13 protein-coding genes are annotated in these 19522 nt (G+C 44.3%); 6 read left to right on the forward strand and 7 right to left on the reverse strand.

All coding sequences use genetic code 11. The annotated features are described in order from the left end of the window. Positions 1 to 179: 179 nt before the first annotated feature. From GJU82_RS02460 to GJU82_RS02475, 4 genes are all read left to right on the forward strand, one after another. The gene (locus tag GJU82_RS02460) at positions 180 to 470 is read left to right on the forward strand and encodes a nucleotidyltransferase family protein (RefSeq protein WP_010423764.1); all 291 of its coding nucleotides are present in this window, start codon (positions 180 to 182) and stop codon (positions 468 to 470) included. A gap of 1 nt (position 471) precedes the next feature. Beyond that, positions 472 to 822 (forward strand): DUF86 domain-containing protein, encoded by a 351-nt coding sequence (locus GJU82_RS02465; protein ID WP_228488533.1) that lies wholly within the window; start codon positions 472 to 474, stop codon positions 820 to 822. A 555-nt stretch (positions 823 to 1377) separates the two neighbouring features. Next, positions 1378 to 1605, forward strand: a complete 228-nt coding sequence (locus tag GJU82_RS02470; RefSeq protein WP_153630699.1) for a hypothetical protein — start codon at positions 1378 to 1380, stop codon at positions 1603 to 1605. After that, on the forward strand, positions 1586 to 1996 hold the full coding sequence (locus GJU82_RS02475) for a putative toxin-antitoxin system toxin component, PIN family (RefSeq protein ID WP_153630700.1): 411 nt from the start codon (positions 1586 to 1588) through the stop codon (positions 1994 to 1996). Before GJU82_RS02470 ends, GJU82_RS02475 begins: the two co-directional genes overlap by 20 nt. Positions 1997 to 2851: 855 nt before the next feature. On the opposite strand, the gene GJU82_RS02480 is transcribed toward GJU82_RS02475, so the two are convergent. The 6 genes from GJU82_RS02480 to GJU82_RS02505 all read right to left on the reverse strand — a co-directional run bounded on the left by GJU82_RS02480 (position 2852) and on the right by GJU82_RS02505 (position 14512). Next, positions 2852 to 5026 (reverse strand): glucoamylase family protein, encoded by a 2175-nt coding sequence (locus GJU82_RS02480; protein ID WP_153630701.1) that lies wholly within the window; start codon positions 5024 to 5026, stop codon positions 2852 to 2854. 23 nt (positions 5027 to 5049) lie between these two features. Continuing rightward, entirely contained in the window at positions 5050 to 7230 is a 2181-nt protein-coding gene (locus GJU82_RS02485) for a glucoamylase family protein (protein ID WP_153630702.1), read from the reverse strand. 25 nt (positions 7231 to 7255) lie between these two features. After that, positions 7256 to 8632, reverse strand: a complete 1377-nt coding sequence (locus GJU82_RS02490; RefSeq protein WP_153630703.1) for a glucoamylase family protein — start codon at positions 8630 to 8632, stop codon at positions 7256 to 7258. Between the two features lie 266 nt (positions 8633 to 8898). Further along, complete coding sequence (locus GJU82_RS02495) at positions 8899 to 10659, reverse strand: LamG domain-containing protein (RefSeq protein ID WP_153630704.1); 1761 nt, start codon at positions 10657 to 10659, stop codon at positions 8899 to 8901. Positions 10660 to 10672: 13 nt separating this feature from the next. Next, on the reverse strand, positions 10673 to 12211 hold the full coding sequence (locus tag GJU82_RS02500; protein ID WP_153630705.1) for a RagB/SusD family nutrient uptake outer membrane protein: 1539 nt from the start codon (positions 12209 to 12211) through the stop codon (positions 10673 to 10675). 12 nt (positions 12212 to 12223) lie between these two features. Next, the gene (locus tag GJU82_RS02505; protein WP_153630706.1) at positions 12224 to 14512 is read right to left on the reverse strand and encodes a SusC/RagA family TonB-linked outer membrane protein; all 2289 of its coding nucleotides are present in this window, start codon (positions 14510 to 14512) and stop codon (positions 12224 to 12226) included. Positions 14513 to 14521: 9 nt separating this feature from the next. On the opposite strand from GJU82_RS02505, the gene GJU82_RS02510 reads away from it, so the two are divergent. After that, positions 14522 to 15442, forward strand: a complete 921-nt coding sequence (locus GJU82_RS02510) for an IS1595 family transposase (protein ID WP_153630358.1) — start codon at positions 14522 to 14524, stop codon at positions 15440 to 15442. 4 nt (positions 15443 to 15446) lie between these two features. On the opposite strand, the gene GJU82_RS02515 is transcribed toward GJU82_RS02510, so the two are convergent. Then, positions 15447 to 16262, reverse strand: coding sequence for a TonB-dependent receptor plug domain-containing protein (locus GJU82_RS02515; protein WP_153630707.1), 816 nt, complete (start codon positions 16260 to 16262; stop codon positions 15447 to 15449). Between the two features lie 344 nt (positions 16263 to 16606). Between GJU82_RS02515 and GJU82_RS02520 the strand changes: the two genes are divergently transcribed. Further along, complete coding sequence (locus tag GJU82_RS02520) at positions 16607 to 19462, forward strand: triple tyrosine motif-containing protein (RefSeq protein WP_153630708.1); 2856 nt, start codon at positions 16607 to 16609, stop codon at positions 19460 to 19462. The last annotated feature ends 60 nt before the right edge of the window (positions 19463 to 19522 follow it).

A 19522-nucleotide genomic window follows, 5' to 3' on the forward strand; every position in this document is an offset into this window, starting at 1 on the left:
ATGCGGCAATAAACCATTGGGGTATAGTTGCTTACGAAAAGTTTCTGCTCCGCACTAAATTTCTTCGCCAGCCGACAAGAATGCGGTAAGCATTCCTAACGTTTCATACCGCTAACCGTTGTTTGGCATGCTAAAAAGACAGATTCGTCTGTAAATTAAAAATTTGTATCTTTGGATTTATGATTACTAAGAACGATATATTGAATAGGTTGAAAGATTTAAAGCCAATTTTATACAGAGATTACTCTGTTAAGCAGATTGGATTATTTGGTTCCTTTTCGGATGATTCCTATACGGATGATAGTGATATAGATTTACTCGTTGAATTTGAAAGACCTATCGGATGGAAATATTTTTCATTAGAGATTTATCTTGAGAATATTTTCGGTCGAAAAATTGACTTAGTGACTAAAAATGCATTAAAGGAACAAATCAAGGATAGGATCTTAAATCAAGTTAAATACGTGTAATGTGAAAAAGGAAGAGCGTAGCTACAAAATGTTCCTTGATGATATTCAGACTGCGATGAGCCGTATTGCTGAATATATAGAAAGCTACGATTTTGAGCATTTTAAAAGAGATTATAAAACAGTTGACGCAGTTATCAGAAATTTTGAGATTATTGGAGAAGCTTCGATAAAATTAGATGATAAAATTAAAGAAAAGTATCCTGATGTTCCATGGAAAGAAATGTACTATCTGAGAAACAGAGTTTCACATGAATATTTTGGGGTTGATTATGAAATAATTTGGGATATTGCAACAAATTATTTACCCGATAATAAAAACCAAATTGACCAGATAATTGAAAAAGAAAAATAAAGCACGACGCCCCAACATTTTAGGAATTAAGGCACAGTTGGGCCCTGAAAAAAGGCAGTAGGTTTGCATACTTACTGCCTTTTTTAGGGTAGTTCCCATTCGGGGTGCACGCCCAATTGTGTTTTAACTCGTGTTGGGCTTAACCGTTGCTGTTCAAAGCTATACACTATGGGATTGACTGCTACTGTAATCGGCAATGTGCCACCAGTAACTTTTACGGGTCCTTTCACTTAGATTGCGTAAAACCGCTTCCTGTTTAAATCTTTTTTTAAATTTGTCATAATATGAATTTTAAATGATTAAATGCCTCAAAGATACTGGTTTTCGGTGGCCTGTAAAACCACCGAACGCCAGTGAGGTTAAGTTCAACAATGTATATACAAAATAGGCGAAATGGTAGTAAATTCAACGGTTGTAGTCCGCTTCAAAATTGCATCGGTTTGATAAGTTTGAAGCCCGCAATCGCCTACTTTGCATATACTCAACGTTGCCAGTAATGCAAGAAAAAAAGTCGCGAAAATTTCGTAAATTTGAATTTAATTTAAATAGAAAATTATGAAATCTGTAAACATCCAAATATCGGACTTCGAATTCAATCAATTGGGTCTGAATAAAAGCACCTTGTCTTTTTCTGAACTGATTGAAATAATAGGAAAGAAAATAACAAAACAAACTCTGGAAAAAAGCATTCAGTTAGCTAATAAATATGGACTTTCCAAAATGACAATGGAAGAAATAGATGACGAAATAAAAGCGTACAGGAATGCAAAAAATAATTCTTGATACCAACGTAATTGTATCTTCCCTAATCCAAAAAAATTATCCTTATTTAATCGTTGACCATTGTATCGATGGAAACGCAATTATTTGTATTTCAAACCCAATTATTCAAGAATATTTAGAGGTTTTAAACCGACCAAAATTTTCGAAATTTGCGGACTTTAAAACAAATGTGGACTTTCTTATTGCTAGATTAAGCGAAATTTCAGAAATCTACGAACCGAAAGAAAAACTGAAAATTATCAAAGATGAACCCGACAACAGACTTTTAGAACTAGCTGACATTTCAAAAGCTGACTTTATAATCACTGGAAATACTAACGATTTCACAATGAAAAACTTTAACAAAACAAGAATTGTAACACCAAAAGAATATTGGGAAGAATTCAAATAGCGAAATCAAAGCACTACTGGCAACATTTTAGGAATTAAGGCACAGTTGGGCCCTGAAAAAAGGCGGTAGGTTTGCATACTTACTGCCTTTTTTAGGGTAACTGCGCTCAAAATGCACGCCCAATTGTGTTTTAATTCGTGTTGGGCTTACCCGTTGCTGTTCAAAGCTATACTCTATGGGATTGACTGCTACTGTAACCGGCAATGTGCCACCAGTAACTTTTACGGGTCCTTTCACTTAGATTGCGAAAAACCGCTTCCTGTTCAAATCTTTTTTTAAATTTGTCATAATACGTTATTTTAAATGGTTAAATGCCTCAAAGATACTGATTTTCGGTGGCCTCAAAAACCACCGAACGCCAGTGAGGTTAAGTTCAATATTTTGTATAAGTAATGGCAAGGAAAGCTCTAAATATCAAGGTTTTTAGCCCGATCAAAATGCGCAGCGGTTTGACGGTGACTTGCTCGCAATCCGCTACTAAACATACACGACCCGTTGTGTGCCATGCTGGAAAGCCAGCCGCACATTCAGGCACATTTGGTTTTTGCCGACACGCAAAACCAACGCTGAAAAACCAAAAGAGCCTGAATTTTAGCCAACGCTCAATAAAAACGACCAACTGTTTCCTCCGGTTGTGTCGGCGCTGGAATAATGGACAATCCCCCCTTTGCGGGACATAAACAAGCCGCCCAATACTCCATCATCATAAACCGGGATTTCGTTGCTGCGACTGTTGTCGTTTTTTGATGTTTGAGCGTTAGCCGGAAAGATATGAATTCCCGTAAGGATGATGATTAAAAATAGCCAGCTTTCATCGTGTTTTGAGTTTATCGTTTTTAGTCAGGACATTCATCGTCATTGCTTAATGGTTTGAATTTCGTTGACCGCTTTTTGCACCTCTTTGTTTTGCATGAATAGCTTCCAAACCAGGCCGGTGCGGTAATTTTCTATCATCACGATCATCGGTGCCTGATTCAGTCCCATGTAGATGTTGGCACACCAGTCTTCCTGCAAATTGAAGGCGTCGCGGAAGCCATATTCGCCCCACAGAAATGAACCGCAATCACGGTAGTAATATTTGAGGGCTTTCATTGAGGCTTGCGGCAAGTAGGGGAAAGAGGCAATAGCACCTGTCGGGGCAATGGTGCCGTCGTCCATTCTCTGAACGGGTTCGCGGGCCTTATACCCCCACGGTCCGTCACTGGCGGTGAGTCCCCAACAATTTTCTCCGTAGTAGGTATAGTCTTTTAGATTTTCGGAACAATAACGGTAGTTGATTAGAGCGATGTTCCGGTTATTATCGAAATAATGGGTGTATTTATCCTGAAAAAGATGCGGGTTGAAGCCCATAAACGAATAATGAGTGAAAAACAGCGGCCCGCCATTGCTGACGCCTACGTCAAGTTTCAAACCGTAATAAGTTTTCCCGTTGGTGTACATCGAGCCATCTTCTGTTTTGCCCCAGGCCGAACGGTATTTCTGTGCAATGGTATCCTGGCTGGCCCAACCGGTGTAGTACATTTCCGGCGAAACCGAATGCGTGGGTGAGGCAATGGCCAACAGGTAAGTGATCATGGTTTCGTTCCAGCCAATCAGCCGGTGGTTGATGTGCCAGGCATAATCGGGTGACCAGTGCCAGTAAAGGAACGGACTGTCGGCATATTGCTTGTACCAGCTCCATTCCACACTTTCCCATATCTTTGTCATCCGGCCACGAAGTTGCTCTTCCTGTAAATTCAGCGGATTGAGATATTGCCGGGCAGCCAATAAGCCCTGCATGAAGAAGGAGGTTTCCACCAAATCGCCGCCGTCATCGTATTTGCCAAAATACGGATCCACTTTCCCGGCAGGGCCATCCAGAAAGTGGGGAAGCGCCCCGTGGAAACGGTCTGCGTTTTCGATGAACGAAACAATTTTAGTTAAGCGGTGAATCAGCTGGTTGCGCGTAATGAAACCCCTTTCTGTCCCCACGATAAGCGCCATGAGACCAAAACCGGAAGCTCCGGTGGCAATCATGTTTTTCCTACCGGGAATATTTTCCAACGCCAGGCCACTGTTGGCTTCGGCTCCTTCCCAGTAGTACCGGAAACAGGCTTCCTGCACCATATCCAGTAGTTCCTCATCCGTCAGGATATGAGTCGTCGCTTTTACCGAAGGAGATAATTCCGATTCACGGTAACGGTAATCTAGGTTACTGATTTTGTAGTAATATGTTTTCCCCGGAAGACCGGCGAAATCAGCATAACGGGAGGCATATTGCGGACTTTGAACAGCAACTGGGTGAAAATGGATATTGTCTTTGGAGCGGTAGATTTTCACATATTTCACATCTTCCGGGTTAACCGGATTCCAACTCAGATCGACGTGTTGTTCATAGCCTTTTGCCGTTTTCAAAACCGGTGTCGCCGGTAGTTGATTGGCGCATTCTTCCGGTAGAATTTCCACTTGGTCGATGAGTAGACGATGAGATTTTCCATCGGTGGCAGCCTGTTGAAATACAATGGACTGAATATCCTCACTGTGCTGAATTTTAATGGACGAACCATCGTCGAAATCCTTCATCGGTATTTTTATTTCCATCCACTTTTTGGGGGAATAATTTTTTAGATAACCACCCAGAGGAAGTCCTTTTGATGCCTTTTTGTTTTTCAGTTCAATGGAAATATTAGGCAGTTCTGTTCGGGGTGTTTCATCCGCTACATATAAATGCAGAAAAAGAGAGTTGCCATTTTTGATGAAGTCTTTTCCACGCCATTGAGGGAACATCAGCCGGGCGCTCCATTGGCCTTTCCGAGCGGATTGGTAAGTCAGCTGCAAACTATTTCCCGGGGTAAAAGATTCCTTATTCTCTACCGGAAGTTTGCCTTGAATATTCAGGACAAAGCTGGGAGATTCATAAGAAGTTTCACTGTAGAACCAGCTTTTTTTCATCAGGGAGTTTTCGAAGAATACCTGGTTGTATTCGAGCTCCCTGGCATTCACGATGCCGGTAAAGAGCAGTAAGATCAATAGTAAAGTTTGTTTGTTCATTCTTCGAAATTTTAATCGTTTAACTAGTTTCGAATGACCAGTTTGGTTTGGCCATAATTGTCGCCATTGACGAGTTGCAGGATGTACATCCCGTCAGGCAAAGCAGAACAGTTGACAGATAGCCCGGAACCGGAGCTTGTTAAGTTTTTTTTTAGAACCATCCGGCCGTCTATCGAGAAAACATTCACAACAACAGCGTGATTCATGTTGATAGCCGGGAAATTGATGAATATCTGGCCATTTCCCGGATTGGGGTACACGTTGAATGGCTGACTATTTCTAAATACATCACTCACATCCGTTGAGGTTTCGTACTGGAAACCGAGTTTATCCAGTCCAGACTGCACGTCGGTGTCCTTCATGAGGGTGTTCCACAATAAACTGCTTCGGTAATTCTCAATCATGGCCACAATGGGACCCTGATCGATTCCAATGTAAGCTGGCTGCACCCAGTTTACGGCATCGTTGAATGCATCATAAGGTCCGTACAGGCCAAACAGTTCCTTTCGGCGTTCGCGATAGAAATACTTCAGTGCTTTCATCGACTCTTCGGGAGTATAAGGCATACTGGCCAGTGCCGCCGTCGGACTTATGGTCCCGTTGTCGTTGTTCCATGGCTGATGGGCCGTGTAACCATCCGGATCATCGCTGGCGGTGAGTCCCCAACATTTGTCGCTGTAATTCGGGAAATTCTTCGGGTTGTCGACCGCGTAGGCATGATGAATCTTCGCCGTGTTGACATTTTCCAGCCAGTAATCGGCATATTGGTCTTTCAAACCGTGCGGATTGATTCCCAGGAAGGAGTAGTGGATCCAGAACAACGGTCCGCCCCAATCGGGTGACAGGCTAATGGGCAAATTATAAAAAGTGCGCTCATTGACGATGTTTCCGTTGCGTGCCCATCCCTGTTCATACACTTCTCCGGGAATGCCGTGTGTGGGAGAAGCGGCTGCCATAAGGTAGGTGACCAGGCACTCATTCCAGCCCTGAACTTTCATGTTTTTCGCGAAACCGTAGTTGGGCGACCAGTGCCAGTACAGCACATTTTGTCCATCCTGCCGGTACCAGTCCCAATCGACGCCTTTCCATAGCAGGTCGGCCTTTTGCCTGATTTGAATTGATTTCTCATCCGTTCCCGTGAAATAGTTTTTCAGGGCGATAAGACCCTGTACCACATAGGATGTTTCGACTAAATCGCCGCCGTCATCATCGGCGCTGAAGAGCTTTGTTTTATATGTATTCGCATCGTACCAGTGCGACCAGGCTCCATGATGCCGGTCACAGTTTTCGAGGAAATGCAGGATTTTCAGGATACGGTCTTTGATTTCCTCGCGGGGACGATATTCCCGTTCATAAGCAACAATCATAGCCATGAGGCCCATTCCGGTTGCGCCCGAAGCTGCGGTTGTCCCGTCCCCATTGGAGCGTTCGGGCGCCATACCTGTAGCCTGGTGGGCGCCTTCCCAGAAATAGCGAAATGCATAACGTTCCGTCATGTCCAGCAACTCATCATCGGTAAAGTCCCTGAGGGTAGCCGTCTGCTCGACAGGAGCCGATTCCTTCCCCTGGGCAGTAGTAGTAACACGGTAAGTAATGGTTGAGTTTTTCGCACTTTCCGGGACGAAATCCAAATAGTAACTTTTAGTGGTTTCGCCTCTGAGCCCGAAAGTCCGGGCACCATCGAATGACGCATAAACCCGGTAGGAAAGATCGCTCATGGGGATGATCCAGTTCAACTCGGCGTGGCTGTCATAACCTGTAGCAGTAATCCCGGTTACTGCCGGTACTTCACTGATGCTTTTGAAAGCGGTAATTTCATCGATCATAATCAGCCTCGGGCTGTTATCTGTCTCCGATTGGTTGAAATAAATTCCTTTTGCTTTCGTGAAATCGAGCGTGCTGTTGTTTGTGTCGTTAAAGATGGTTGTTTTCCAGTTCCCGTTAGGAGAGGAGGTGTAATTAAATTTCAACGAAGTAGCTCCCTGGTAAGCCGTTGTTGAGCAGGGAATTTTGTCGTCATATTGCGGATCTCCCGGCGGATGGGTATGTTCGAAGGTACTTTCGCCCAGATTGGCCACATCCACCAATCCCTGATCGTAGTAGGTGGCGTCCGTTCCTTCCGAGAAGAAAGTTACTTCCTGCGCCCATCCGGTATGGAAAAGCCCGATTAAAATGATGAGAACGACTAGCCTGCTTTTAATCATTTTCGGTTCAGTTAATGGTTGTAATTTATTCTTCCGCTTTTCCGGATTCGGATGTTACGGTAAATCCCAGTCTTTTCAAACCTCTCTGAACATCTTCATTTTGCATGAATAATTTCCAAAGCATGCCGGTACGGTAGTTTTCAATCATCACCGGAATCGTCCCCTGATCAATCGCGAGGTAACGAGGCGTATACCAACGATAAGTGTCGCTGTAAGCATCGTAGGGGCCGTATTTGCCAACCAATGAATCGGCTTTTAGGTAGAGGTATTTCAGGAATTGCATCGACTCTTTAGGTGTATACGGGAAGGATGAAAGTGCAGCGGTTGGAGAAATTACTCCTAAATCCGCTTTCCCGGGGTGATGGCCGGCATATCCTTTCATCGAATAGCTGGAGGTCAGTCCCCATTGTTCTTTTCCATAACCTTTGTATCCTTTCGGATTGTCGAGCGCATAACGGTAGTTGATCAGCGCATGGTGGCGGTTGAGTTTCCAGTAATCGGCGTACTGATCGGATAAACCGTGAGGATTCAGTCCCAGGTAAGAGTAGTGTGCCCAGAATAGCGGCCCCACCGGATCGTTGTTGTGTTCGTAATGATTGAGGACGGTATGAAGTCCGTAGTACACGGTGTCTTTTTTGATGGTCCCATGGCAGGTCCAGCCTTCATGATAAACGGCCGGCTGAATAGGATGGGTGGGAGAGGAAGCAGCCAGCACGTACATAATCAGGCACTCGTTGTAGCCGCCTACCGGGAAGTTCATGGCCCAGCCGTAATCGGGCGACCAGTGCCAGTACAAAACGTTTTCGCCGCTTTTGGTGTACCAGTTCCAGTCTACTTCTTTCCATAGTGTATGAATATCGGAAGCCAGTTGTTGTTCGGCGGGGTTCCCGTTTTTAAAATACTCAGCGACGGTTAACAGGCCTTGCATCATAAAGGCCGTTTCGACCAAATCGCCTCCATCATCTTTTTTACTGAAAGGCTTTACCTTTCCGGTTTCGCCGTGCAGCCAGTGTGGCCACGCGCCATGGAACCGGTCGGCTTTCGCCAGAAAATCGACAATCTTCCGGTAACGGGTAAATGCTTCTTCACGGGTAATAAAACCACGCTCAACGCCTACCAGAATAACCATCACGCCAAAGCCGGAACCTCCCAGCGTTACCGTATTCTGGTCGTTCTGCGGATAAATATTGTCCATGTGGATGCGTTCGCGGGCCATACCTGAGTTGGGTTCGGCTCCGTTCCAAAAATATTGAAACGTTTGATATTGAACAGTATCCAGTAACTGGCTGTCAGTCAGGGTAGCGTATTTTCCGGTATTTGCTTCCTGTCCTTTGTCTTTCTTCCCTGTATGCATACATCCGATGGATAGAAGCAGGAGGAGAATAGTAATAACTACTTTCATAAGCTCGACATTCATTTAGGGGCAGAGCTCCCCTGGTTGTTTGGTTCTGGGATATAAAACAGATTGTTCGTTGAGAGGATAGAAATGACAGATCATGCCTTGTCTGACTATTTAATTAGATAGAAAAAGCTGCCCGGATACTCCCGGGCAGCCATTTCCACTGTCAGAAGAACCTATCTAATAATTATCTATGAAGAATAGAATGATGTTTGAGAACGCAGGGGATTCACATTGGGTCAGTCCCCAGAAACATGAACGTATTTCTACTAGTCACTATCATTCGCCAAAAGTGTAACTTCATCAGCTGAAAGCGCTTTATTGAACAGATACAAACCATCCATCTCACCGGTACATGACAAGTGGCCCCATCCAGTGAACCGGGGCGCTCCTGACATGATGGAGAACAAATCGCAACCGGTCCAGTCAATTCCGGTAGTGGCAGCTGTTGAAACTTGTTGCCCGTTAATGTAATAGGCCACTTCAGTTCCCGAAATCGTCATCGCCAGATGGATCCAGCCACTGTTGACGGCCGGGTCAACTTTGGCAGCATCGCCACCATCGGCCCAGGTTTCTCCGGAACCGGTACCTACATTCACCTTAAAATAGGCCAGGCCGCCGGCATCATCATAGAAGAAGCGGAAACCACTTGTTCTGTCGTTCTGTGCATCCGGATTCGCGGTGTCTTCCGGGCCCATGACCAAAATACCTGCAGCAGCATCAATTGTTGATGGAAGCTTCAACCAGCAGCTTGCACTGAATTCATTACTTTCTTGCAAGCCGGTAGTCGGGAACGTCAGGTAAGAATCAGCTGCTCCCTGGTACGCATCACCGGAAACGCCGTCGCCATATGCATAAGAAGGTGAGCCGACAACTGTTGCAACATCTCCGCTCACGGCATCTTTGTAATTTCCGTTAAAGCCCATGTGGAACGTTGATTCTTCTTTCAACATCATGGTTTGAATTTCCGCCTGGGAAAGTGCTTTGTTGTAAAGTCGCAGCTCGTCCATATCTCCTGTGCAGGACATATGTCCCCATCCGGTAAATCGCGGAGCACCAGACATAATGGAAAGCAGATCGCAACCTGTCCAATCAACTCCGGTGGTAGCACTTTGCTTAATGAGCTGACCATTCACATAAAGAGTGGCTTCTGTTTTGGAAATCGTGAATGCTACATGAAGCCAACCATTGTTGGTTGCCGGATCGAACTTGGCTGCGTCTCCACCGTCAACCCAGGTTTCGCCGTCTCCAGTGCCCACATTACCTTTAATCTGGGCCAGGCCCCCTGAATTATCATAGAAGAGGCGGAAACCACTGGTCCTTACATTTTGTGCATCAGGATTATCAGTGTCTTCTGGGCTCATTACCAAGAGTCCGGCAGGACTGTCGATAGTAGAAGGAAGTTTCAACCAGAAAGTCGCACTAAATTCCTCTCCCTGCAAACTTGTTCCCGGGAATGTCAGATATGAATCAGCTGCTCCGTGGTAAGCTGTGCCTTGCTGGATACCATCAGTGAAACCAGGCATGCCAACTGCCGTAGCCAATGTCAGGCTGTTCATCTCCCTATACTCATTGTTAAACGGCATGTAGAATGTTTCTCCTACATACTGGGGAACATACGGCGGAGCTTTGGTGAAATTGACGTTTGTAGTTGAAGTTTTTCCGTCAGTATCGGTTGCTTCAACGGTAAGAACATGAGATCCAGTCGTTACATTGTCGTATGTATACTTCTCCATGGCTACCCGGTAGTCTTTGAACTCGCTGTAGTTGTTGATCTCAGATCCGTCAACCTTCAGGGATATCGATTTGATTTCAATGTCATCTGTCACCTTAAAATCAATATCAATAGACGTAACCGCTTCATTCGTCTGAAGCTCATATCCGTCCGGCGGAAAGTTCACGGTTATCTGTGGTGCTGACTCATCGGTTCCCGCTTCTACCTTTGTGATTGAGTCGATATAGTCCTGCGTACATGCATTGAACATGAAGAGTGTCAATGCAAAAACGATTAATTTGGTGTATATTTTCATTTCAGTTCGTTTTTTAGTTTTGGACTCCGTCTGCCAATTGCGGCAGTGTAGACACCTGAGCTGCCGGGAAAGGCAAATAAGCCTTGTCCATCGTAAATGTTCTGCCTCCATAGCTCAGTTCAGCTGTATTATTTGTCCGTACCATGTCAAAGTACCGGATACCCCACTCAGTGGCAAGCTCTGCAAATTTCTCATCGAGAACCTGCTGTGTCGTTACACCGCTCAGGTCTCCTAAACCTGCACGTTTTCGTACCATATTTACGGCCTGGTCAGCTGTCAGGCTAATATTGCCCGATACACCTCTTGTCAGTGCTTCTGCATACATCAGCAACATTTCGGAATACCGGATGACAATGAAATTCTTATTGCTCCCCGGATTGGTTCTCCCGGGTATCAATTCAGTAGAAGGTTGGATGAACTTCCCACTTCCGAAATTCATGCGAGGAGTGTTGTTAAACACGTCGCCTTCCCTGTTGGTATTACTAATCCAACTGGGAACCGTACCATAGTCGTTTTGGAGTTGGGTGATGCCGTCCGGGGTGAAAACAACCGATGTCTCCAAACGAATGGTTTCACCTCTGTCAAGCATGAATTCGACATATTTCAGGGATGGCGAATAGAATCCCCATCCAGCTCCTGCCCCGGCAACTACAGGTGTCCATGCACCAGTGCCGTAAGGGTCAAACATATGATTAAAACTACTGCCTTGTCCCTGTCCAAAATCTGAGAACTGGAATTCCAGAATGTTTTCGTCGTTCAACTTGCCGGCTGTTTTAAACAGGTGGTAAAAATCGGATGACAAGCTGAATTTACCGGAACTGATGATAGCAGAAGTGGCATCAACAACTCCCTGGTAATTTTCCATCTCCTGGTAAGCCATTGCCTGGATGGCGTACGCTGTGAATTGAGTAATCCCTCCTTTGACATCGGTGCGCTCGTTGGGCCGTACCGCTGGTAAATCCGGAATTACTTCGTTCATTTCATCCACGATGTACTGCATTACTTCCTGCTTATTGCTCACCGGCGTATTCTGAATGTTATCCAGTTGGTCGATGATAATACAGCCACCAAAAGTTTTGGCCAGTGTAAGGTATTCCCACGCCCTTATGACGCGGCACTCAGCAATATACTGATCGGCCAGTGCATCATTGTTGGCAGCAGGCCGGTACTTGTTGATTTCATCGATTTCGGTGAAAACATTCACGATGGCATCATACTGGTGTTGCCATAATGCATCGATATTCCAGTGGCTGGCCTGATAACTGTAGTTGTCCTGCTCCTGCATTGGGGCCTGGTCACCAGCCGCGTCAACATCGTCACCGCGTAAACTGTAGGTTATTGCCCCATCCCACGACTGGTCATAGAATTTGGAATATGCCCCGATGAGCGGTAAAATCAAGTCTTGTCCTTTCGAGTAATCCACGTCACTTGTAAAGGATTCATCTTCAAAAGGTGTATTTAATTTGTCGGTACAACTCGATACCGGTAGCATTAACAGCCCGCTGAGAAGAACAGGCAGATAGTAGCGTATTTTTATCTTGTTTAATTTCATCTTTCGGAGAATTTAAAATTTTAGATTAAGTCCAATCGTATAAACAGCCGGAACCGGGTAGAACTGACGGTCGATACCGTCGGGGACTTCCGGGCTAAACCCGTTATAATTAAATACGGTCAAAGGTTTCTCCGCGGTTAAATAAATCCTTGCATCGGGCATGCCGGCACCTAATAATTTGGAACCTTTGATGTTATAGGCGATCTGGATGTTTTGAATCCGCCAGAATGCCCCATCTTCCAAAAAGTAATTGCTGAAATTCTGATCCCAACCGCGCCTTAAAGCTGCAGCTGAAGGATACTTATTTGAAGTCCCTTCTCCATGCCATAGTCCGTTGGCCAGGTTAGCATCAATGTTTGTGTCATTGGTCCATAAGATTTCTCCCCGTTTTCGGTTCAGGATCTTATTTCCTCTTTGGCCCATGATATTCATTGAGAATTCGATGTTCTTATACCTCAAACCAAGATTCGCACCGTAGGTTAAATCAGGGAAGTAAGAGCCTAAGAATACTTTATCGTTATCGTCAATTACCTGGTCATTATTCTGATCTGCAAATTTTAAATCTCCAGGCACCAAACCGTTTGCAGTAGCGATTGGATCCGCATCCACCTCAGCCTGATTTTGGTATACACCGGCGACTTTATATCCATAAAATGAAAGTAAAGGCTCACCAATTTGTGATCGCTGACGGAATTCGGCCTGTCCGCCATCCAGGTACTGCTGTCCGTAGAGGTCACGTACTTCGTTTTTCAATGTCGAAAGGTTGGCACCTACGGTATAGCTAAAGTCTTTCGAAATTTGACCATTCCAGGTCATTGCGAGCTCAAACCCTGAGTTCCTTATTACCCCTACGTTTTTCAGAATGCTTCCGGGCTGAAGTTTGAGGAGAACCGGTATCGCAGCATCTTTGGTATCCCTGATATAGTAGTCCGATTCAATACTCAGACGGTTATCAAATAGCCGGGCGCTTAGACCAGCGTTTGTTCCTTCGACAATCTCCCATCCCAGGTAACCAAATGTATTGGTCGTTGTGGTACCATCTGTTTTGGTGTCGTCGACCGCGATGTAAATAGGAGTAGTGGTATTGGCTCCATCCTGACGGGCAATTTTGTCATTTCCTAATCGGCCCCAACCTCCGCGGAACTTCAGGTAGTTGATAAAATTAATGCCGCTGAAGAAGCTCTCTTCCGAGATGACCCAGCCGAGTCCGAATGCGGGGAATGTTCCCCATTTTTGCTGGTATTTTGAGGTGCCTTCTCTTCGAAGTGTAACGTATGCCAGGTACTTATCTCCGTAGTTGTAGGCAATACGGCCGAAATAGGACATTCCGTAGATTCTTTCCGCATTGTCATCAACGGTTTTTGAATCTTCAGAACGGGACTGGCCGATGTACCAGGAATTTTCCTGAAGCGGTACGTCTTCTGCATATCCTTGCAACCAATCATACCATTCGTCACGGTAAGAGGTTCCTGCCATGGCAGTGACATTATGACGGCCGAATTTATCCGTGTAAGTCAGTACGTTGTCGAAATATTTATTGGCTTGCAACGTCCGGGAAGTTGTAAGAGTTGACAACTGTCTGTTTTGATTACTTGTTGCAGATACATAAAAAGGTAATCCAACGTTCCTGTCCCTCAAAAACATCCACGATATGTTATAATCGGTTTTAAAGGTCAGCTTCTTGGGGATGATCGAGATTTCAGCGTACAATCCTGCATATATCTTCTTAATGTCTTGTTTATGGTTTGTATATGCCAGGTCGAAAAATGGGTTCTGAATATCCCGATATTGTAAAATTTGCGCATTTGCGTAATGACTTGGATGTGGAATTTCCTGAGAAACAAGGTCGTCGTAATTTTCTTGATCGTATACAGGCAGGATTGGAACCGCGTGATAAGCGTCAAACCAAGCTGCATCATTCGCGAGATACTTGATTCCGTTGCTTAAGTTCATATTCAATCCCACCTTCAACCAGTTATTGACCTCCTGATCCAGGTTACCCCTGAAATTCAGCCGCTCGTACGAGTTTTTCATTTTTAGCAGTCCCTGCTGTTCGAAATAGCTTACTCCCACTGAATAATCCGTGTTCTTGTCACCACCGGTAATGGAAAGCGAGTGGTTTTGTTGGCGTGATGCCGAATGCATGATCTCTTTATACCAGTCGGTATTGACATCCGGTACATTCGGATTGATTCGGCTTCTACCATAACGCTGCATGGCGTTTTCTATAAAAGAAAGATCTGCAATGGGTTGATCGTCCGGAGCAGTATATTGATTAATTGAATTAGGCTCTTTGTAAATACAATAGAAATGTCTACTTTAGGGGGAAATATTATAAAAATGGAGAACAAATTCAGAAGCCTTACTATTTTTGAGTTTCAGGAACGTTTCCCTGACGAAGATTCTTGTTATCAATATTTGACTGAACTAAAATGGGGGACTGGCTTTGTTTGCCCCAATTGTGGACACACCAATTATTGTAACGGAAAGCGCCTATTCGACAGACAGTGTACCAGTTGCCACCGAATCTCCTCCCCAACGAGCGGGACATTGTTTCACCAGTTAAAGTTCTCGGTATTAAAGGCCTTTTACATTGTTTATTATGTAAGTACGAGTAAAAAAGGGATCAGCAGTACGGAACTAAGCAGAAAGCTTGGGTTAAGACAAAAGACCTGCTGGAAGTTCAAAGGCAAGGTAATGAAAGCCATGGAAAGCAGTGGCAACCATAAAATCGATGGCAAGGCCGAAGTTGATGAAACAGTTGTCGGCGGCCAGGAAGAAGGGGTTGTGGGGAGAAAAAACGGCAAAAAGAAGTTGGTTGTATTTGCCATTGAGAGAAACGGCAAAGGAGTTAGCCGTATGTACGGAAAGGTCATCAAGCAGAGCAGTTCGAAGGAACTTGGTGGGTTTATGAAAATGACCATTGAGACAAGTGCACAAATAAAGACAGATAAATGGCGAGGATATTCCCCTTTGGTAAAAGACTTCAGTAATCTTGTGCAGGTTGATTCAGGGAAAAAGGGCGGCAACTTCCCTGACTTGCACAGGTGTATTATGGGCTTCAAAGGCTGGCTCCGGGGCATGCACCACCAAGTCGAAAATTTGCAAGCCTATATTGATGAATACTGCTACCGGTTTAACCGAAGTAATATGAAGGAAAGAATCTTCGATAGCCTTTTAACCAGAATGGTTAATGCAGAGCCCTTCCCTTATAAACAAAGTATTATTTAAATGCCTAATTCAATTGATTAATTTGATTGATGTAGTTGACAAATTGCTCGGAATTGGACATTTTTAATACGTTCTGAGGTACCTGCACCCCGATGTAGCCATCATAGCTTACTTGTGACTTGGTATTCAAAGTACCTTTTTTGGTTGTAATCAATACAACCCCATTGGCTGCCCTTACACCATAAATGGCAGCGGCTGACGCGTCTTTTAATATGGATATAGTTTCTATGTCAGACGGGTTGAGGAAGTCGATGTTATCGAAATACACTCCATCGACAACGTATAAAGGAGCTGAATTACTACTGCCTGGAAAAGAACCGATTCCCCTGATCCGAACGGTGGGTGTACCACCCGGGGCTCCGGAGTTGATAATTTGTACACCGGCAACCTTTCCCTGCAAAGCCTGCATGGCCTGACCGGTCGGTGTCTTAGCCAACTCATCCGATTTCACGGTGGCGATCGAAGAAGTCAGGTCTTTTACATTTAATTTACCATAACCGACTACAACTACCTCATCGACCTGTTGGGTAGAAGGCTGCATCGAAACATCAATAGTGCTTCTGTTATTAACGGCAATATCCTGACTTCCCATTCCAACAAAACGGAAAGTCAACACAGCATCGCTGGCAGCATCGATGGTATATTTACCGTCGACGTTCGTAACGGTCCCTGTCGTTGTTCCCTTGACAACAACGGTTACCCCCGGGATGGGGCTACCGGTGGCAGTTTCGGTAACAGTACCGGAAACAGTTATTCGCTGTTGGCCGAAAACCGTCGCAACCGAAATTAGTAAAGAAAAGAGAATCGTTAATTTTTTCATAGGTTCACTTTTTTGTAACAGTTTGTAGAAATAAAAATAGGCCGGTTCCCTTAAGCTCTTTAAAATCTTTCCACACTACTTATTCTCACGGTGAAGTGAAGTGTAAAAATTGCCTCATTATTACCACTCATATCATAATGTTTAAATGTGTAATAAGTTGGTATCCAGGCTATATTACTGTCACAAATTATTAAAATATGTAAAAAAATGTTAATATGATGTACAACATGTTTTGATAAAATCATGCAGAATGATGATAAAAAGAGATTGTTACATTGTTATATTTGGGCAGAAACCGGGGAATAACAGGCATTTGAAAGCTATAAGAATTTAAACGACAGGCGATGGGAAGAACTTGCTTTTTTCTGATTTGTTGGATGGTTTTACCTCACCTCTCTTTAAAGGGCCAGGTACGGGATACGACATGGATATCTGCCAGTCAGCGACATCTGGCGATGGAAGATATCAATAACTTTAGTAAGATGGAATACGGGGCCGCTGCACAAAACTGGGGGGTAAGTGCGGGGCGCGACGGGATGATGTACTTTGCCAACAACAATGGTTTGCTGGAATTCGACGGCACGGGCTGGCGATTGTATCACCTCCCAAACGAAACAATATTACGCGCGGTTCTTGCATTGAATGATAGTCTTATCTACACCAGTGGTTATCGTGAAATGGGCTTTTGGAAAAGGAAACCTTCCGGAGAATTGGTCTATCATTCCCTTAATGCACTAGGAGCACAATATTTTTCCAAGAACGAAGAATTTTGGAATATCGCCAGTGTCCATGATAAAATTTATTACCACTCTTTTAACCGGATTTTTCTATATCAAAACGATTCCATTATTCCCATTGATTTGCCGGGATTTACAAACGTGATGAATAAGGTCAGGGACCAGGTATTGATTGGCGTTAGGGACAAAGGAATCTACCAATTGTCAGGAGACAAGATTACTCTTGTTGCATCAGGCCCATTTTTTAATGGTAAGATTATCCGGTTCATTCTTCCCTATAAAAATGACGAGTTAATGATTGGAACAGCTTCCGGTGGTATTGTCATTTGGGATGGCGTACAAATAATGCAGTGGAAGCCGGATTGGACTCCTTATTTTAGGGAAAACGAGTTGAACCGCGCCTATATTTTGCCAAACGGAAATCTGGTACTTGGAACCATTATCGATGGGATTGTAGTTTTTGATAAATCTGAAAATTTAATTCACAAGTACAATCATACCAACGGGCTTCAGAATAATACAATTTTAGGAATTGCAGGCGATCAATTCAATAATATCTGGCTGGCACTTGACCACGGAATCGATTTCATTAGCAACCGAAATAATAATGGTGTCAGGATTGAGAATATTCCAAATATTGGAGCCGTCTATTCGGCAGCTATTTTCCAGGATCACATTTATTTAGGGACTAACCAGGGGCTTTTCTCCAGGGATTTGTCGAAGCCGGGTGCGAAATACAAGCTGGTTCCCAATACGCAGTCACAAAACTGGGATATCCGCGTTATCGGCGACCAGTTAGTGGTTGGCCATAATGAAGGAACCATTGTTGTGGAGAATGGAAAGGCTCATTTTATCTCCCGTAATTCGGGTGGTTTCTCTATTCGGGAAGACATCAAAAGAAGAGATCATTATATACAGTCGACATACAATAACCTGGTGTCTTACAGAGAAGTGAACGGTCATCTGGCGATGGAGAATATCATCCAGGGATTTGCCGATTTAATCCGGTACATCGAAATCGATCACCTTGGAAATGTCTGGGCAAGCCACATGCACCGCGGGATTTACAAACTGCGGTTGAATGATAAACGCGACAGGGTGGTCGGACAGAAGTATTACGGCGAGTCGTCCGTCTTTGGAAAAGAACATTCGTTGAATGTGTTTAAGGTGGAGGACCGGATTGTATTTACGACCAAGGATCAGTTGTATACCTACGACGATTTAAACGATACGATTATTCCCTACACCTATCTGAACCAGCACATCGGGGATTATTGCAGGGCACATAAAATTGTCAAATCTCCCGATCATCACTATTGGTTGATCTCATCAAAAAGGATTGGCTTGTTTTATATTACCATGAATGAGGTGTACATGATTAAATCCTATCCGACATCCTATTTCAAACAAAATCCGTTGTTCGATGATTTCGAAAATATTTTACCGTTGACCGCCGACAAAGGAATTCTCTGTTTGGGAAACGGCATTGCCTGGCTGAATGCTTCTGAGAATGACACCCTGCAAACCATCTCCAAGTTTGCCCCTAAATTGCGTGAACTCGAACTGATCAACCGAAGGAATGATGCCATCGGGGAGGTTCCGGTCAACCACGCCCTGGAAGTAAGTTACAGCCGAAACAGCATCGAGGTCCGTTATTCCTTTCCGCATTACTCTGCCGGACCGGTATTTTATCAGGCGTTTTTGAAAGGAATCGATCAGGAATGGTCCGATAAGTCCGAGTCGTCAGTCTTCCGTTTCGACCGTTTACCGGCAGGAACCTATCAGCTCCAGGTAAAAGCAACCGATTTGTGGAATAACGAGAGCCGCATCAATTCGCTTACGCTGGAAGTTCAGGAACCCTGGTACAGCACGGCCCTGGCAAAAATCGGGTATTTCGTCCTGCTGGTGGTCTTCTCCATCCTATTTCAGGCTTGGGGTGCGCGGCGTACCCGGAAAAAACAACACATCCATATTGAGAAGAGAGAGCGCGAATTGATTTTACTCCGGAATAAAAATCTCCGTACCGAGGTGGAGCATAAAAGTAAGGAGCTGGCGAACTCGACCATGTCGATGATTAAAAAGAACGAGTTTTTGCTCGACCTCAAGCAGTTGCTGACGCGTCAGAAACAGCAGTTGGGAACCCGTTATCCGGATAAATATTTCAACAACATCATCAAAAAGATCGACAAGAATATCTCAAGCCACGATGACTGGCAGATTTTTGAGACCAACTTCGAAAAGGCCCATGAACAGTTTCTGCGGAAGATTAAAGATGATTTTCCGGATTTGACTGGCAAAGATTTACGCATGTGTGCCTATCTGCGTATGAACCTTTCATCCAAAGAGATTGCACCTCTTCTGGGAATCACCGTTCGTGGCGTCGAAAACCACCGCTACCGGTTGAGGAAAAAGATGGGAATGAGCCATGATGACAATTTGGTTGATTTAATTCTCAAATATTAGGTTTGTTTAATGCATTTTGATTGAGATTGATAATTTTAGAAATACGGTAATGACAATTGA

The sequence above is a fragment of the Prolixibacter sp. SD074 genome (genome assembly GCF_009617895.1).
Taxonomy (GTDB): domain Bacteria; phylum Bacteroidota; class Bacteroidia; order Bacteroidales; family Prolixibacteraceae; genus Prolixibacter.

Bases quoted from the DNA above. Each gene is read 5' to 3' on its own strand.
- GJU82_RS02520 (WP_153630708.1), top strand. From the start codon at position 16,607: ATGGGAAGAACTTGCTTTTTTCTGATTTGTTGGATGGTTTTACCTCAC.
- GJU82_RS02460 (WP_010423764.1), top strand. From the start codon at position 180: ATGATTACTAAGAACGATATATTGAATAGGTTGAAAGATTTAAAGCCA.
- GJU82_RS02485 (WP_153630702.1), bottom strand. From the start codon at position 7,230: ATGATTAAAAGCAGGCTAGTCGTTCTCATCATTTTAATCGGGCTTTTC.
- GJU82_RS02515 (WP_153630707.1), bottom strand. From the start codon at position 16,262: ATGAAAAAATTAACGATTCTCTTTTCTTTACTAATTTCGGTTGCGACG.
- GJU82_RS02510 (WP_153630358.1), top strand. From the start codon at position 14,522: ATGTCTACTTTAGGGGGAAATATTATAAAAATGGAGAACAAATTCAGA.
- GJU82_RS02490 (WP_153630703.1), bottom strand. From the start codon at position 8,632: ATGAAAGTAGTTATTACTATTCTCCTCCTGCTTCTATCCATCGGATGT.
- GJU82_RS02500 (WP_153630705.1), bottom strand. From the start codon at position 12,211: ATGAAATTAAACAAGATAAAAATACGCTACTATCTGCCTGTTCTTCTC.
- GJU82_RS02470 (WP_153630699.1), top strand. From the start codon at position 1,378: ATGAAATCTGTAAACATCCAAATATCGGACTTCGAATTCAATCAATTG.
- GJU82_RS02475 (WP_153630700.1), top strand. From the start codon at position 1,586: ATGCAAAAAATAATTCTTGATACCAACGTAATTGTATCTTCCCTAATC.
- GJU82_RS02480 (WP_153630701.1), bottom strand. From the start codon at position 5,026: ATGAACAAACAAACTTTACTATTGATCTTACTGCTCTTTACCGGCATC.
- GJU82_RS02495 (WP_153630704.1), bottom strand. From the start codon at position 10,659: ATGAAAATATACACCAAATTAATCGTTTTTGCATTGACACTCTTCATG.